Annotated in this window: 14 protein-coding genes; 8 read left to right on the top strand and 6 right to left on the bottom strand. The window is 61.2% G+C overall.

The window, feature by feature from the left end; all coding sequences use genetic code 11:
* Positions 1-29 precede the first annotated feature (29 nt).
* The 4 genes from AC0L2H_RS15020 (at position 30) to AC0L2H_RS15005 (ending at position 4039) form a co-directional block, all read left to right on the top strand.
* Positions 30-1256 carry an ROK family transcriptional regulator gene (locus AC0L2H_RS15020; RefSeq protein WP_473590947.1) on the top strand — a complete coding sequence of 409 codons (1227 nt, stop codon included), beginning with the start codon at positions 30-32 and terminating at the stop codon, positions 1254-1256.
* Entirely contained in the window at positions 1257-1703 is a 447-nt protein-coding gene (locus AC0L2H_RS15015) for an RbsD/FucU family protein (RefSeq protein ID WP_473590946.1), read from the top strand.
* Positions 1700-2623, top strand: a complete 924-nt coding sequence (locus AC0L2H_RS15010; RefSeq protein ID WP_473590945.1) for a carbohydrate kinase family protein — start codon at positions 1700-1702, stop codon at positions 2621-2623. Before AC0L2H_RS15015 ends, AC0L2H_RS15010 begins: the two co-directional genes overlap by 4 nt.
* Positions 2624-2896: 273 nt before the next feature.
* Positions 2897-4039 (top strand): DegT/DnrJ/EryC1/StrS family aminotransferase, encoded by a 1143-nt coding sequence (locus AC0L2H_RS15005; protein WP_473590944.1) that lies wholly within the window; start codon positions 2897-2899, stop codon positions 4037-4039.
* 22 nt (positions 4040-4061) lie between these two features.
* On the opposite strand, the gene cysQ is transcribed toward AC0L2H_RS15005, so the two are convergent.
* From cysQ to cysD, 3 genes are read right to left on the bottom strand one after another with little or no spacing between them, the layout of a single operon-like run.
* Positions 4062-4844, bottom strand: a complete 783-nt coding sequence (gene cysQ / locus AC0L2H_RS15000) for a 3'(2'),5'-bisphosphate nucleotidase CysQ (RefSeq protein ID WP_473591060.1) — start codon at positions 4842-4844, stop codon at positions 4062-4064.
* 10 nt (positions 4845-4854) lie between these two features.
* Positions 4855-6792, bottom strand: coding sequence for a sulfate adenylyltransferase subunit CysN (gene cysN / locus AC0L2H_RS14995; RefSeq protein WP_473590943.1), 1938 nt, complete (start codon positions 6790-6792; stop codon positions 4855-4857).
* Positions 6793-6794: 2 nt separating this feature from the next.
* Positions 6795-7700 carry a sulfate adenylyltransferase subunit CysD gene (gene cysD, locus AC0L2H_RS14990; protein ID WP_107649960.1) on the bottom strand — a complete coding sequence of 302 codons (906 nt, stop codon included), beginning with the start codon at positions 7698-7700 and terminating at the stop codon, positions 6795-6797.
* A gap of 591 nt (positions 7701-8291) precedes the next feature.
* Here cysD and AC0L2H_RS14985 point away from each other — a divergent pair.
* Together AC0L2H_RS14985 and AC0L2H_RS14980 are read left to right on the top strand one after the other, a co-directional pair.
* Complete coding sequence (locus AC0L2H_RS14985) at positions 8292-9476, top strand: O-antigen ligase family protein (protein WP_473591059.1); 1185 nt, start codon at positions 8292-8294, stop codon at positions 9474-9476.
* A gap of 19 nt (positions 9477-9495) precedes the next feature.
* Positions 9496-10437, top strand: coding sequence for an NAD-dependent epimerase/dehydratase family protein (locus AC0L2H_RS14980; protein WP_473590942.1), 942 nt, complete (start codon positions 9496-9498; stop codon positions 10435-10437).
* 84 nt (positions 10438-10521) lie between these two features.
* Here AC0L2H_RS14980 and AC0L2H_RS14975 read toward each other — a convergent pair whose 3' ends face one another.
* The 3 genes from AC0L2H_RS14975 to AC0L2H_RS14965 all read right to left on the bottom strand — a co-directional run bounded on the left by AC0L2H_RS14975 (position 10522) and on the right by AC0L2H_RS14965 (position 14148).
* Positions 10522-11061, bottom strand: a complete 540-nt coding sequence (locus tag AC0L2H_RS14975; RefSeq protein WP_473590941.1) for a sugar transferase — start codon at positions 11059-11061, stop codon at positions 10522-10524.
* A 99-nt stretch (positions 11062-11160) separates the two neighbouring features.
* Positions 11161-12093, bottom strand: coding sequence for a glycosyltransferase family 2 protein (locus AC0L2H_RS14970; RefSeq protein ID WP_473590940.1), 933 nt, complete (start codon positions 12091-12093; stop codon positions 11161-11163).
* A 51-nt stretch (positions 12094-12144) separates the two neighbouring features.
* Complete coding sequence (locus tag AC0L2H_RS14965; protein ID WP_473591058.1) at positions 12145-14148, bottom strand: SDR family NAD(P)-dependent oxidoreductase; 2004 nt, start codon at positions 14146-14148, stop codon at positions 12145-12147.
* Positions 14149-14428: 280 nt separating this feature from the next.
* Between AC0L2H_RS14965 and AC0L2H_RS14960 the strand changes: the two genes are divergently transcribed.
* Both AC0L2H_RS14960 and AC0L2H_RS14955 read left to right on the top strand, forming a co-directional pair.
* The gene (locus tag AC0L2H_RS14960; RefSeq protein ID WP_473590939.1) at positions 14429-15163 is read left to right on the top strand and encodes an ABC transporter permease; all 735 of its coding nucleotides are present in this window, start codon (positions 14429-14431) and stop codon (positions 15161-15163) included.
* A complete protein-coding gene (locus AC0L2H_RS14955) occupies positions 15163-15912 on the top strand; it encodes an ABC transporter ATP-binding protein (protein ID WP_473590938.1) in 750 nt (249 codons plus the stop codon). The genes AC0L2H_RS14960 and AC0L2H_RS14955 overlap by 1 nt, the downstream gene beginning before the upstream one ends.
* The last annotated feature ends 27 nt before the right edge of the window (positions 15913-15939 follow it).

The raw sequence follows: 15939 nt of genomic DNA, 5'->3' as shown, positions 1-15939 counted from the left end.
CATTGAGGGGAAACGACGGGAGGAACAGGGTGGAGACCGGCATTGCGAGGCACGGTTCGCCCGAGGCAGCCGAAAGCCAAATTCACCGCGGCACCAACCAGAGCGGCATGCGGGACCATAATGAGCGGCTGGTGCTGTCGCTGGTGCGTCAGCACGGCAGCCTGGCCAAATCCGACATCGCCCGCATGACCGGGCTCTCGGCGCAGACAGTGTCGGTCATCATGCGCGAACTCGAGCAGGATAGCCTGCTGGTGCGCCAGGCGCCGCTGCGCGGCAAGATCGGCCAGCCCTCCATCCCGATGGCGCTCAATCCCGAAGGCGCGTTTTTCATCGGCCTCAAGATCGGCCGGCGCAGCGCCGAACTCGTACTGATCGACTTCCTCGGCAATGTACGCTCGATGCTGCAGCACTCCTACCGCTATCCGGCACCGCGCGAGACGGTGGAGTTCGTCACCTCCGGCATGAAGAAGATGCGCGGGGAGCTGACCCCGGCGCAGGACAAGCGCATTGCCGGACTTGGCATCGCCATGCCGTTCGAGCTGTGGAACTGGGCCGACACCGCCGGTGCGCCACGCGACATCATGGACGAGTGGCGCCACCGCGACATTCGCGCCGACATTCAGGCGCAATGCGAATTTCCCGTCTACCTGCAGAACGACGCCACATCGGCTTGCGGCGCCGAGTTGGTGTTCGGCCAGGCGGGTGCCGCGCGCGACTTCGTCTATTTCTACATCGGCGCCTTCGCCGGCGGCGGCATCGTGCTCAACGGCCGTCTCTTCGGCGGGCCGACCGGCAATGCCGGCGCGCTCGGCTCGATGCCGGTGCCCGGACCGGACGGAAAGCCGACCCAGCTGATCGACGTGGCATCGATCGCCATGCTGGAAAAGGCGCTTAACGCGCGTGGCGTCGAGGCCTCGCATCTGTGGACATCGCCGCAGGACTGGGGCGAGATCGGCGTCGAACTCGACGACTGGATCGCCGGCGCCTCCGAGGCGCTCGCCTATGCGATTGTCGCGGCGGCCTCGGTCATCGATTTCGAGGCAGCGGTGATCGACGGATGGATGCCGCTGACGGTGCGACGGCGCCTCGTCGATGCCGTCGTGGTGGCGGTCGGCAAGATCGACTGCGAGGGCCTGAAGCTTCCGGCGGTGCGCGAGGGTACGGTCGGCATTCATGCACGCGCGCTGGGCGGCGCCAGCCTGCCGCTTTCCGAACGCTTCCTGATCGGATCGACGACGATTTCCAGGAGCATTTGAATGCTGATCGGCATCCCGGCGCTGCTTGGCCCGGAACTCCTGGCAACGCTGCGTGCCATGGGCCATGGCGACGAGATCGCGCTTGTCGACGGCAACTACCCGGCGCAAGAGCAGGCACACCGGCTCATCCGCGCCGATGGTCATCATCTGGTTCCGATGCTCGATGCCGTATTGAGCGTGTTGCCGGTGGATGATGCCGTGCCGGAGGCACTGTTTCGCGCCTCGGTCAAAGGCGATCCCTCGCTTGCCGATCCCGTTCATCGCGAAATGGAGGCGATCTGCGCCAAACGCGCACCGGGCCGCAATGTGGTTGCGTTGGCTGGCGCCGACTTCTATGCACGGGTCAAGTCCGCGCACGCGATCATCGCGACAAGCGAGCCCAGGCTCTACGCCAACATCATCATTCGCAAGGGCGTCATCTATCCGCCGGAGAACACGAAATCATGATCCTTTGCTGCGGCGAAGCCCTCATCGACATGCTGCCTCGCACCACCACCGAAGGAGAGCCGGCCTTTGCCCCCTATGTCGGTGGCGCGGTGTTCAACTCGGCCATCGCGCTTGGCCGGCTCGGCGCGCCCGCCGGCTTCTTTTCCGGCCTGTCGTCGGATCTGTTCGGCGGCCAGTTCAGGGACGCGCTGGGAGCAAGCAAGGTCAGCTCCACCTATGCACATACGTCGCCGCGACCGACGACGCTCGCCTTCGTGCGGCTCACCAACGGCCAGGCGACCTACACTTTCTACGACGAGAACACGGCCGGTCGCATGCTGACCATCGACGACCTGCCGGAGCTCGGCAGCGAGATCGAAGCCATGCTGTTCGGCGCCATCAGCCTGATCTCGGAGCCGGCCGGATCAGCCTATGAGGAATTCATGCGGCGCGAGCAGGAGCGCCGCTTGATGATGCTCGATCCCAACATCCGGCCGAATTTCATCCCCGACAAGGCCAGGCATCTCAGGCGCATCCGCTCCATGATGGCGATGGCCGATATCGTCAAGCTGTCGGACGAGGATCTGAACTGGTTCGATGAAGCCGGCTCGCATGAGGACGTTGTCCGCAATTGGCTGGATCGCGGCCCGAAGCTGATCGTCGTCACCCATGGCGCGGAAGGCGCCGTCGGCTATACCAGGGAGCACAAGGTCACGATCGTGCCGGACAAGGTCACGGTGGTCGACACGGTCGGCGCAGGCGACACGTTCAACGCCGGCATTCTCGCCTCGCTGCATGAGCAAGGCATGCTGTCGAAGACCGCTATTGCCACACTTTCAGAAGGTATCATCCACGAGGCTCTGACGCTCGGCGCCAAGGCGGCGGCGGTGACCGTATCGCGAGCCGGCGCCAATCCGCCCTGGCGGCACGAAATCGCCTGAGCAGGCGGAAAACTCTTTGAATCAGCACTGGTTCCGCGATCACTTTATGTTTCGCTGGGCCGGAAGGATGCGAATCGAAAGGCATTGGCGACGGCTTGCGAACGCCGGATTTCCGCCATCTTGCCAAGGCAGGCTCGAAAACAGAGGTAACAGGCTGCGACACCTAGGCAATTCGCGGTTTGGCCGGTCCGGCTTTCTCGGCCGGCCCAGGTCTGGTATCAGCGGCCAATTATCCGGCTAACCCGGTGATCATCTGGCTAGAACGAGGCCGACATGCAGTTCATCGATCTTGGCGCGCAACGCGAACGCATCCGCGACCGGCTGAAAGCCGCGATCGACCGCGTCGTCGACGACGGCCGCTATATCCTCGGACCAGAGGTCACCGAATTCGAGAACAAGCTGGCCGCCTATGTCGGCACCAAGCATGTCGTGGCCTGCGCCAACGGCACCGACGCGCTGCTCTTGCCGCTTTTTGCGGCCGGTATTGGCCCGGGTGACGCGGTGTTCGTGCCGAGCTTCACTTTTGCGGCCACGGCGGAAGTGGTGGCGCTGGCCAAGGCCGAGCCGGTTTTCGTCGATGTCGACCCTGAGACCTACAATATCGATATAGCCAGCCTCGAGGCGGCGGTCGCGATGGTCAAGAAGGAAGGCCGGCTGAGGCCGAAAGCGGTCATTCCGGTCGACCTGTTCGGGCTTGCCGCCGACTATGAGGCGATCATGGCGATCGCCAACGGCGAAGGGCTGATGGTGATCGAGGACGCCGCCCAGTCGATGGGTGGCTCGCTCGACGGCACGATGTGCGGTGCGTTCGGCCATGTCGGCTCGACCAGCTTCTACCCGGCCAAGCCGCTCGGCTGCTATGGCGACGGCGGCGCGATGTTTACCAATGACGATGCGCTCGCCGAAAAACTCCGCTCTTTCGCCTTCCACGGCAAGGGCGAAACGCAATATGACAATGTCCGCGTCGGCATCAATTCGCGGCTCGACACGCTACAGGCGGCGATCCTGATTGAGAAGCTGGCCATTCTCGAAGACGAGATGGTTGCCCGGCAAGCGGTTGCCAAGCGCTACGCCGAGGGTCTCGGCGACATCGTCAAGGCGGCGCGCAACCTTGATGGCAGCCGCTCGGCCTGGGCGCAATATGCGATCGAGACACCAAAGCGCGACGGTCTGAAGGCGCATCTCGGCGAAAAAGGCATTCCCTCGGTCATCTACTACGTGAAGCCGCTGCATGCCCAGGTCGCCTATCGCGACTATCCACGCACTCCGACAGGCCTTGCCGTTTCGGAGGATCTGCCGAAGCGCATCCTGTGCCTGCCCATGCATCCCTATCTGAGTGAGGCCGACCAGGACCGGATCATCGAGACGATCCGCAACTATATCGGCTCGAATTCGGCGCACGTCGCGGCGGCGTAGAGATGCCCCGCTGCCGGCAGGCTTAAACCGCGCTCTTTCCACTCGCGACGAAATGCGGGTTGGCGAAATCCTCGTCGTCGGCCTGATTGCGCTTGCCGTAGGTGAGCGGCTGGCCGTCCAGGGTGCGCGTCATGCCGCCGGCGGCGCGCAACACCGCATCGCCGGCCGCCGTATCCCATTCCATGGTGCGGCCAAAGCGCGGATAGAGGTCGGCCTCGGCACCAGCGACGAGACAGAATTTCAGCGACGAGCCGACCGAGACGATCTCGGCGGCACCGAGATCACGGATGAAGGCTTCGGTCTCAGGCGTGTTGTGCGAGCGGCTGGCGACGACGGCGAGCGGCGTGGCGCTTGCACGCACCGAAATCGGGTGGCGACCCGTGATCTGGTAGTCGTCATCGACTTCGATTGTTTCCGCCCTGCCCGGCCGGCCGGAAAAGAAACGCCCGGTGCAGGGCGCGAAGACGACGCCGATTTCCGGCACGCCATTGCGAACCAGCGCGATGTTGACGGTGAAGTCGGTCCGGCGGTTGACAAACTCCTTGGTGCCGTCGAGCGGATCCACCAGGAAGAAGGCGTCGCCGAGATCCGGCGGCATGATGCCGGCCGACGCCTCTTCCTCGGCCACGCAAGGGATGCCAGGGAATGCGGCACGCAGCCCGGCCAGAATGATCTTCTCGCTCTCGCGATCGGCCTCGGTCACCGGCGAGGAATCGGATTTCCGGTCGACCGCGCAGCCGGCATTGAAAACGCGCATCACCTCGCGTCCTGCCGCCAGCGCCAGGCGCTCGAACACGGCGAGCATCTGCCTGTCGTCAGATGCCGCCGCCGGCGTCGTATTGGTCTTCTGCAATGTCACGCTCGTTCAGCCAGAGTTCCAGGGCCTCCACCATGTCCTCGGCCGACTTGCCGAGCGTCTTGAGGTGGATTTCGGGATTTTCCGGAGCCTCGTATGGAGAATCGACGCCGGTGAAATTCTTGATCTCGCCATTCAGCGCCCGCGCATAGAGCCCCTTCGGATCGCGCCTGGCGCATTCCTCGAAGGGCGTGTCGACAAACACTTCGACGAATTCGCCGTCGGCCATCAATTCGCGCGCCATGCGCCGCTCGGCGCTGAACGGCGAAATGAAGGAGACGATGACGATCAACCCGGCATCGGCCATCAGGCGCGCCACTTCCGCAACACGGCGAATGTTTTCGACCCGATCGGCGTCGGTGAAGCCGAGGTCGCGATTGAGCCCGTGGCGGACGTTGTCGCCGTCCAGGATGTAGGTGTGGCGCCCGGTGGCGAACAGCTTCTTCTCGAAGAGGTTGGCGATGGTCGACTTGCCGGATCCCGAGAGCCCGGTGAACCAGAACACGGCGGGCCGCTGGTTCTTCATGTCGGCGCGGCCGCGCTTGCCGACATCGAGGGACTGCCAGTGGATGTTTTCGGCGCGGCGCAGCGAGTGCAGGATCATCCCGGCGCCGACCGTGGCGTTGGTGATGCGGTCGATCAGGATGAAGGCGCCGGTGGTGCGGTTCTCGGCGAACGTATCGAAAGCGATCGGCGCCCGCGTCGAGAGGTTGCAGATGCCGACTTCGTTCATTTCGAGCGACTTGGCAGCCTCATGGGCGAAGTCGTTGACATTGACGCGATATTTCAGGTCGGTGACGGTGGCGCTGGTCTGGTCGGTCTCCGTGCGCAGGATGTAGGAGCGGCCCGGCAACAGCGCGTGCTCGTCGAACCAGACGATGTTGGCGGCGAACTGGTCTGCAACCTGCGGCCGCGCAGCCGGCGACACCAGCATGTTGCCGCGCGAGACCTCGACTTCGTCGTCGAGAACAAGGGTAATGGCCTGGCCGGCCACCGCCTGGTTCAGATCGCCGCCATGCGCGACGATGCGCTTGACGCGCGACGACTTACCGGATTTGGCGACGACGACCTCGTCACCTTGCGATACCGAGCCGGACGCGATCGTGCCGGCAAAACCGCGAAAGTCCAGATTCGGACGGTTCACATACTGCACCGGAAAACGGAACGGCAGTTCGACCGCGGCTTCGTCCACCGAAACGGTCTCCAGGTGCTCGATCAGCGTCGGCCCGGAGTACCAATCCGTCTTGTCGGAGCGGCTGGTGACGTTGTCGCCATAACGGGCGGACATCGGAATGGGCACGATCGTCTCGAAGCCGAGCTTGTGCGAGAACTGCCGGTAGTCCTCGATTATGCGTTCGAAGACGGCCTTGTCGAAGCCGACAAGATCGATCTTGTTGACGGCCAGAACGACGTGCCGGATGCCGAGCAGCGAGGCGATGATCGAATGGCGCCTTGTCTGGCGTAGCACGCCCTGGCGCGCGTCGATCAGCACGATGGCGAGATCCGCGGTCGAGGCGCCGGTGGCCATGTTGCGCGTATACTGTTCGTGGCCGGGCGTGTCGGCAACGATGAACTTGCGTTTCGGCGTGGCGAAGAAGCGATAGGCGACGTCGATGGTGATGCCTTGCTCGCGCTCGGCCTCGAGGCCGTCGACCAGCAGCGCGAAATCGATGTCGTCGCCGGTCGTGCCGTGCTTGCGCGAGTCGCGCTCGAGCGCGGCGAGCTGGTCCTCGAAAATCTGCTTGGTATCGGACAAAAGGCGGCCAATCAGCGTCGACTTGCCATCGTCGACCGAGCCGCAGGTCAGGAAGCGCAGCAGCGACTTCTTTTCCTGCGCAGTCATGTAGTCGCGGATACCATCGGTCGGGGCGAGGCTCTTGGCCAGGATGTGGCGCATGCTCAGAAATACCCCTCGCGCTTCTTTTTTTCCATCGAACCGGCTTCATCGCGATCGATGAGGCGCCCCTGGCGCTCGGAGGTGCGCGCCGTGAGCATCTCGCCGACGATGGCCTCCAGCGTGTCGGCATCCGATTCAATCGCACCGGTCAGCGGATAGCAGCCAAGAGTGCGAAAACGCACCAGGCGGTTCTCGACTGTCTCACCGGGCCGCAATTGCATGCGCTCGTCGTCCTTGAGGATGAGCATGCCATCCCGCTCGACGACTGGGCGTTCCTTGGCGAAATAGAGCGGCACGATCGGGATGTCTTCCTGCAGGATGTATTGCCAGATATCGAGCTCGGTCCAGTTGGACAGTGGAAAGACCCGGATCGATTCGCCAGAGGCGATGCGGGTGTTGAATATCTTCCACATCTCCGGCCGCTGGTTCTTCGGATCCCAGACATGCTGGGCGTTGCGGAAGGAGAATATCCGCTCCTTGGCGCGCGACTTCTCTTCGTCGCGGCGGGCGCCGCCAAAGGCTGCATCGAAGCCGTATTTGTCGAGCGCCTGCCGCAACGCCACGGTCTTCATCACATGGGTGTGGGTGTTCGAGCCATGGTCGAACGGATTGATGTTGTCGCGCACACCATCTTCGTTGACATGGACCAGAAGGTCGAAGCCGAGCTTTTGCGCCATCTGATCGCGAAAGGCGATCATCTCACGGAACTTCCAGGTCGTGTCGACATGGAGAAAGGGAAAGGGCGGCTTGGCGGGGTAAAAGGCCTTCATCGCCAGATGCATCAGCACCGACGAATCCTTGCCGACGGAGTAGAGCATGACCGGCTTGGCGAAGGCCGCCGCAACTTCGCGAAAAATATGGATGGATTCGGCTTCAAGCCGCTGCAGATGCGTAAGCGCGATATTCATGGACCGTGAGCGTTCTTTCATATCATCCAGAGCTTGCACCGATGCATCGGGCGCAGTTCGCGGCCACCCGGTCCGGCTTCACTTCTGGACAATCTTGTTTCGTGCAGGCGTTCTAGCAGATCGCCATTGTTTATAACAATGCAAGACAGGCCTGCCAAAAAGTGGTTCGGGAACGAATCTTCTACTCAAGTCCCGGAACTCGGAAATTCCTACTCGCCGAGTTGACGAGCTTGGCAGGCCGAGAAAAATATTGTCTGAATCGGCGGAAGGAGCATCGATCGGTCCCGGGCCTGCACTGACGCATGAACGACACTGTCGATTTTTGACGGCAGTCCGCCCTGCCGGACTATCGAAAATCAGCCTTAGCCGTTATACCGGTCCACGGAATTCAGCCACTGCGCGTGGCATCACGTGCGCGACGTGCTGAAGATCATCGCACCAGCCACGGCCAAACCAGATTCCCAAAGACCCTGCAGAATGCGACTTAACACCTTGAACTGGCTTTCATCGACAAAACAGCAATTCACACCATCGCGGGTCAATATCTACTTTTCCATTCTTTGCTTCTTTTCTCCTCCGGTTTTGGGATCGGTGGTCAGCTTCGTGTTCAATGGCGGCGGTCTATGGTCGACCTTGCTGGTTGCCCTGAAGAGACGGCGCTTCAATGTCGATCGGCCCATGGTCGCCCTCACCGTCGCGATCTATGCCTATTGCGGGGCAATTATTCTTGCTTCGATCGTCAACAACTCGATCGCGAGGGATGCGGCCCATCTTGTGCCGCTGATCACCTTCCTGTTTTTCCCGTTCTCCTACTCGGTCTGGAGCATTTCGCGGAAAACCACCCTTGCGCGCATCATCATACTCAGCAGCATGGCCGCCTGCTTCGGCGCATTGCTGCTGACGGGCATCCAGTATTATTGGCTCGGCATGTTAAGGGTCGAAGGCGCGGCTGGAAATCCGATCGTATTCGCGACGGTCACCTGCCTGAGCGTCATGGTGTGCATGGCCGGCGCCTTGTCGGGCATCGAAAGGAACCGCAGCCTTCTCGTCTGCGCTGCGCTGGCCGGGACAATCGCCATCCTCTATACCGGTTCGCGGATCATGTGGCTGGCGATGCTGATCGCAGGCATCGCCGTATTGCTGATCCACCGGCAGAATCTCAGGAGCAGGAGCGCTCGTCGCCTGTTGCTGGTATTGGGCGCGATCGGCCTCGCGATCGCTGCTCTTGGATTCCCGGTCATATTGGATCGAGCCGAGTTCCTCCGCTCGGACTGGAATGCGCTCATGGCGCATGGCGAGCACAACACCGCCTTGGGATATCGCGTTGCCATGTGGCAAATCGGCGTCGACGCATTTCGCGAAATGCCGTTTTTTGGACATGGGGTGGGAGCGACGCCGCGCCTGATAAAGCAAGGCTTCCACGACCAATTCGGCATGGACAAAGGCTTCAGCCACTTCCATAACGGCTTTCTGACCGCGTTGGTGGAGGCGGGAATCCTGGGAGCTGCCGCGCTGGCGGCGATCTTTGTCGTTGCCGTCAGAAATGCCGCCAAAGTGCTGCGCATCAGTGCCGATCCAATCGAGCGGTTCGGCGCCACCATGATCGTCATCGTCGTGATTACCTACCTTACAGGCGGAATGGTCGGCATTCTGGTCGGGCATGATATTCTGGATTCGGTGCTGATGGTCTTTCTGGTGTCCGGCACCTATCTTGCATCAGGACGCACCCTTCCGATAACGGAAGAACAAACGCTGCCGGTGACGCCCGCGGCCTGATAGGGATTCGGCAACAGCAATGAAGGTGTTGGTGACGGGCGCCACGGGATTCATCGGGAGCCTTGTCGTGCGACAGCTTTGCGAGGCCCAGGTCGAGGTCCGGATTGCCTCCCGTCGCCCACAGCCTGGCGCGGCATACGACGTCGTGCCGCTGCCGGCTTTCGACGCGCCCGCGCAAGCCTTCCTGGCGATCGCGAAGGACGTCACGCATGTCGTTCACTGCGCCGGGCTGAACAACGATGCGGGCGACGCGACCGAGGCGGATTACCTGAATGCCAATGCCGAATTGACCGGCCAGCTCGCACGTGCGGCAGCGGCACGGACCAGCGGACGCCTGGTTTACCTCTCGTCGATCCGGGCTGCGGTCGGCGCCAACTTCAGCGGAACGATCGACGAAGACATGGCCCCTGCCCCGCAATGCGCCTATGGGCGTTCGAAACGTGAAGGCGAGGTCAGGATGCTGGATGCCTATGCATCGGCCGGCCGTCGCGATGCCACCGCGCTGCGCCTGCCGCAGGTCTACGGATCTGGCATGGGAGGAGCGCTGGCGACGCTGATGCGCCTGGCCGATACCGCCTTGCCGCTGCCCGCAGCCACGCTGAGGGGCGTCCGTTCGCTGATGTCGTCCGAGGCAGCGGCGCGGGCGGTCCTGCACCTGCTGACTCGTTCAGGCCCGCTTCGCCCGGTCCATGTCGCAAGCGATCTGTCGCCAATTTCCATCGCGGCCATCATCGAAGCCTTTCGGCAAGGCTTAGGACGTCCGAGGCGCCTGATTGCCTTGCCTGCCGGCCTGATGCGACCAGTCGCGTCGCTGCTGGGCAAACGCACATTCTGGGACAGTTTGAGCGCGACGCAGATATGCGATCCGTCGTTGCTCGTCTCGGAGGGCTGGTCGCCTGAAACCGACACCTTCCAACGGCTGAGCGAAGTAGCACGGCGCTCCCAAGCGCGGCGCGTTTGAACGGGTACAGGCGACGCGCTTTGGATTCCTTCATGCACGTCGTGATCGCAAAACCGCTGCTTACATGCATCAACTTCGACCTGCTCAACCTCGATAGATCGTTCCCAGCAAGATCCGGAGATCAAGACCGAACGACGATGCCTTGAGATAGGCGGCGTCGGTTTCGGCGCAGAGTGCCGGATCGGACATGTCGATGGACCGGATCTGGGCCAGGCCGGTTATGCCCGGAAGCAGCGACGAGACGCCCAATTCCTTGCGACGTTCGATGAGCTCCGTTTGCGTGGGCAGGCATGGACGCGGGCCGACCAGGCTCATCTCGCCCTTCAGGACATTCCAGAGTTGCGGCAACTCATCAAGCTTGAACCGCCGCAGGATCCTGCCGACCGTCGTGACTGATTTTGCCGGCGCCTCATGTGTCGGCAACGAAGGCGTGCCCAGAAACATCGTTCTGAGCTTATGACAGCGAAAAAGCCTGCCATCGCGACCGACCCGCGTTTGAGAAAAGAGCGCCGGCCCGGGCGACGACAACCGAATTGCCAGACCGGCCAGCAACAAGACCGGCGAGGTGACCAGCAACAACAGCGCCGCCACTACGAGGTCGAAGATCCGCCTCCCCGGCTTCATGGATGCCGACAATGCTCCCTGTTCAACAACAAATGCATCTTTGCCGACACGTTTCGGCTCCCGGGGGGCAAACCAGGGGAGGGCTCTCGGGCAAACATATCAAACCCGGCCCGCGACGACCGACAGATAAAGTCCGAATGTTCCAAAAGGTGTCTGCCGATAGACGCCACTCCTGCGTAACAGGCTCAGGCGGCTGAAAACATTGCCTTTTCGTGACTGTGTGAACAGGCTGAGGCAAGCGGCGGCATCCGTGGTGAGAAGGTCGCGATTGACGGCCAAACCATTGAGATTCTCATCCGTCCAACGGGCAAACCCGCCATTCAGCAGATGCTCGAGCCGGGAAAATCGCGCCCGCCATGAAACATTGGCTCCGACCAGATTCGCCCCATGCTGGCGATAGCGCACCAGAGGCCGCGGCTCATAACGAACAACGCCGCCGGCGCCTGTCACGATGAGATAGGCCCACCAATCGTGACTGACGAAATGTGTCCTTGACGAGGCCTTGGCCAGCAGGTCGCGCGCCGCCCGGTTGAGCAGAATCGTGTTGCCGCCGGCAATGCTTTGCACGAGGGCGTTGCGGAAGGAGGGCGGCCGCTGGAACAGGGGCGAGCAACCGATCATGGCTCCGGTTTCGGACATGGTCGCGGTCCTGGAGCAAAACATGAGCGGAACCGTTGCATCCAGCGTCTGCATCCAACGCAGCGCGCTCTCCAGCCTGTCAGGCTCCCAGATGTCGTCCTGGTCGCAAAAAGCGTAGCAGTCCGCCTCGATCCGAGCATCCACAATCATCGAGCGAAAATTGGCGGCGAAGCCCTGGCGAGGCCCGTCCACCAGCGTCAAGCTGCCCTTGTCCCAGCGGGTTTTCCATGCGTCGACGATGGTGGTCGTGCCGTCGATCGACCCATCGTCGGAGACCCACAGGTCGATGGCGGAATGCGACTGCGCAAGCAGAGAGCTCAGCTGTTCTTCAATGAAAGCCGCGCCGTCCTTCGTGCCCATCAATATGGCTACACGCTGACCGTCTGTGCTCACGGGCTTGATATCGTCTGCAAACGCCTGGGAACGATCATGGGATTGTTCGCTTCATCCAGCCTGTCCAATTGGTTTCGGACTTGTTTGCCGATAGGCGTCGCCTGGTGATTTTTCCGCCTCATGAAAGCCGGCCAGCACAGCAAGGGCCGAGGCCTTGTCCTGGTTCTTCACCGCCGTCTCCAGCGCCGTGAGAGCGGCCTTGACCCGCGGCCATTCGATGACATCGGTCCTCAGGCCAAAAATCTTCGAGGTGCTGAGTTCGACGACCTCCTCATTGTCGCCGTGAAGCGTCTCATGAAGTTTCTCACCCGGCCTGATCCCGGTGAACCGGATGGGAATATCAGTATAGGGGCTCTTTCCAGCCATGCGGATCATCGTCTCGGCAACTTCAACGATTGGCACCGGCTTGCCCATATCAAGCATATAGACGGCATAGTCGTCCCTGCCCTGCCGCAGCGCCGCATCGGCTGCCGACATGATGACGAGGTCGACGGCCTCAGCCACTGTCATGAAATAGCGCGTCATCCGCTGATCCGTAACAGTGACGGGGCCTCCTGCCTCGATCTGTGCCTGGAATATGGTCGCCACCGATCCGTTGCTGCCAAAGACGTTGCCAAACCGCACAGCAATGAACTTGGTGCCGGAGTGAAGCCCACCGGCGCGAGGTCCGGTTGGCGGGGTCGCGTGCATTTCATGCAAGGCGCTGACGATCTGCTCGGCGGCTCGTTTTGTCATGCCAAGCACCGACGTCGGATCCACCGCCTTGTCGCTCGAGACAAGCACAAATTGCGGAACTCCGCACTTGGCTGCAACCTCCGCACAGACGAGGGTTCCGAAAACATTCGTCTGGATCGCCGAGTCCCAGTTTTCTTCGACAAGGGGGACATGCTTGAGCGCGGCGGCATGAAAGATGATGTCGGGTTTGAATTCGCTGACGACGCGCGTCATCTGCCGCCGGTCCGCCACGTCGATGATGCGGGCCTTGAGACGATGATGATCCTTCTCGTCGATATACTGGCTCAACTGGAAAATTCCAAACTCTGAGAGATCGGCAACCAGAACCGCCTCGGCGCCCAGTTCCAGCGACCGTTTGACCAGGGTCCGGCCGATGGAGCCGGCCCCACCGGTCACCAGGACACGCTTGCCATGCACAAAAGTGCCAATGCGTTCGATGTCGGAAGGCACCGCTGGACGCCGCAGGATGGTTTCCATCTCGACGGCGTCAAGTACCAGCTTTCCCCCCTGCCCCAGTTCGGAGAAACCGGAAAACTGAAGGACGGCTATGCCATTGTGCCGGGCGACGCGAACCAGTTCCGAATATTCCTCGATCTCGCGCGAGGCTCCATTGCCGAAGATCAGCATGTCGAGGCTTTTTGTGCCCCCGGCGTAGTCCTGCAGAAATTCCGTCAAACGGGGCCGGATAGCCACCACCGGAACCCCTTGAATGCGGGTGCGCAGTGGAGCGTCGTTTTCGATCGCCATGATGCCCGCGATGGAATAATCCCTCGGCTCCGCGGTGCGTGTAAAGCGGATGATCAAATCGGCCTCGCCGAGGCTGCCAACGAACAGGGCTTGTCTGGTCAACCCCTTGTCGGCGGCTCTCTTCATGATGCCCCAACCCGCTCCATCGCGAAGAAAGCGATAGAAGAGCCGAGGCGCCGATATGATTGTGAAGGACACGAGGAAGAAGACGATGAACTGGCGTTCGTTTAGACCCGTCACCGGCTTAAAGAAGCGGAAGGCCAGCGACGCGATATAAAGAACAATCGTCAAAATGGCGCAGCTCTTCAGAATATTGAAAAAATCTGGAGTCGAGGCGAAGCGCCAGACCGTGTTGTAGAGGCCGCAATATGTGAACAGCAAATGGCTGAGAACGACGATGCACGCCCAAGTGGTCAAGCCTTCATAAGAGAAAGCCGGGAACGAGAGGTTGGACCGCGACAAAACCAGACTGAGTGCGAGCGCGACCAGAACCATGACCGCGTCCTGGATCATGATAAAAACACGCCGCACGTCCGGCCGAAGTCCGAATACGGCTTCTACATCTTTTGTCATGGAAAAGTACTGAACTCCCGGCACGCAAGGATATGGACACTAAAGCGGCGCGAGATACATGCGTCACGGCCACCCGTTTCTAGTGCCACCCCCAAGCCCACCACCTTGTATCGCATATCGTGGATTTGGGGTGATCGCCAGATATTTTTGAGGCCCATGAGTGTACGACCAACCGCTTTGCATCGTGGAGGGACTGTGATACCAGCGCCAAGCTTTTACAGGGACGACGATGCTGAAGGTGGTACGAAGCGCGCTTGACGATATCGGCCGCGGCCTCAGAATGCGCAATGTGTGGATGGCTCTCGCCCGTGAGGACATCGGCGACCAACACAAGCGCACCACGCTTGGTCCTGTCTGGTTGTTGATCAACTATCTCGCTTATGCCGGTACATTTGTCGTAGTCTTTGGTGACAATCGCTCGGTGCCGCATTTTGCGGCCTATGTGGCGACAGGGCTGTTCGTCTGGCTCTATCTCATGGAAGTGCTCACCCAGAGCGTCACGCTCTTTACCCGCGAGGAGAGCTTCATCAAGGGTACCACCCTGCCGCTCACAGTCTATGTCATGCGAATGACCATGCAATCGGTCATCCGGGCGGGCTATGCGCTGGTTGGCTGCCTCGCCATCCTGCTGCTCGTCGGCACGTCGGTCACCGTTGACTGGATTTGGTCGGGGCTGGCGCTCTGCTTGATTGTTGTGGCGACGCCGGCGGCAATTCTGGTGCTTGCGGTAGCCGGTGCCTTCTTCCCCGATTTGGGCTTCATCGTGCAGAACCTCATGCGTATCGGCATGTTTCTAACGCCAGTGTTCTGGACGGGCCCGGGCCACGGCATTCGTGGCGAGTTCTACCGCTGGAATCCCTTCACCTACTTCCTGGAGATCGTGCGCCTGCCGGTGATCAACGCCGAAGTCCCGATCGCCGCCTTCGGCATTTGCGCCACAATTATCCTCTTGCTGTGGGTCTTGGCCGCGCTGCTTTTGGGCGGCTATCGCAAGAAGATCGTGTTCGCGCTCTGATGGTTTCGATTCGCGTTGAAAACCTTAGCCTCGCCTACAGGGTGCGACAGAAGCTGACGCTGGCCGCACGCGACAGGCGGCTGCCAGCTGGCGGGCGCATCGAGGGACACGGCCGTTCGCGTCATGTGACGGCGCTCGATGGCGTGAGCTTTTCACTTGATGCTGGTGATCGGCTCGGTCTTGTTGGCGCCAATGGCTCCGGCAAGACCACTCTCCTCAAGGTGCTGTACGGTATTTACGAACCGACAAACGGCACGGTCGCGATTGACGGGCGGGTCGACGCTCTGTTCAATATTAACTTGGGCTTCCGCCCCGAGGCCACCGGACGGCGCAATATTGAATTGCGCGGCCTCATCAACGGCTGGCATCCCGATGAAATCAGGGCACGCATGGACAACATCATCGAATTCAGCGAGCTTGGAGATTTCATCGACCTACCCTTCAAATCCTACAGCCAGGGCATGGCGGCGCGGCTGGCCTTCTCCATCGCCACGAGTTTCGAACCCGAGATCCTGCTGATGGATGAATGGATCGGCGCCGGCGATCCGAGTTTTCAGGAAAAAGCGCGCCGGCGCATGAACGAGATGACCGAGAAGGCAGGGATTATGGTACTTGCGAGCCACAACCATGCGCTGTTGGAGAAGACCTGTAACAAGATCTTGGAGTTGCAACAGGCCCGCCTGAAAGTCTTTTGTGGGACTGAAGAATGGTTCGGCAAGGTCAGCCCCGCGGCTGCCGCCGTGCAATGAAAGCGGCCATTGCCGCGAAGTTCATTT

Source organism: Mesorhizobium sp. WSM4871 (assembly GCF_055811295.1).
This window is presented reverse-complemented; position numbering and strand designations above follow the sequence as displayed.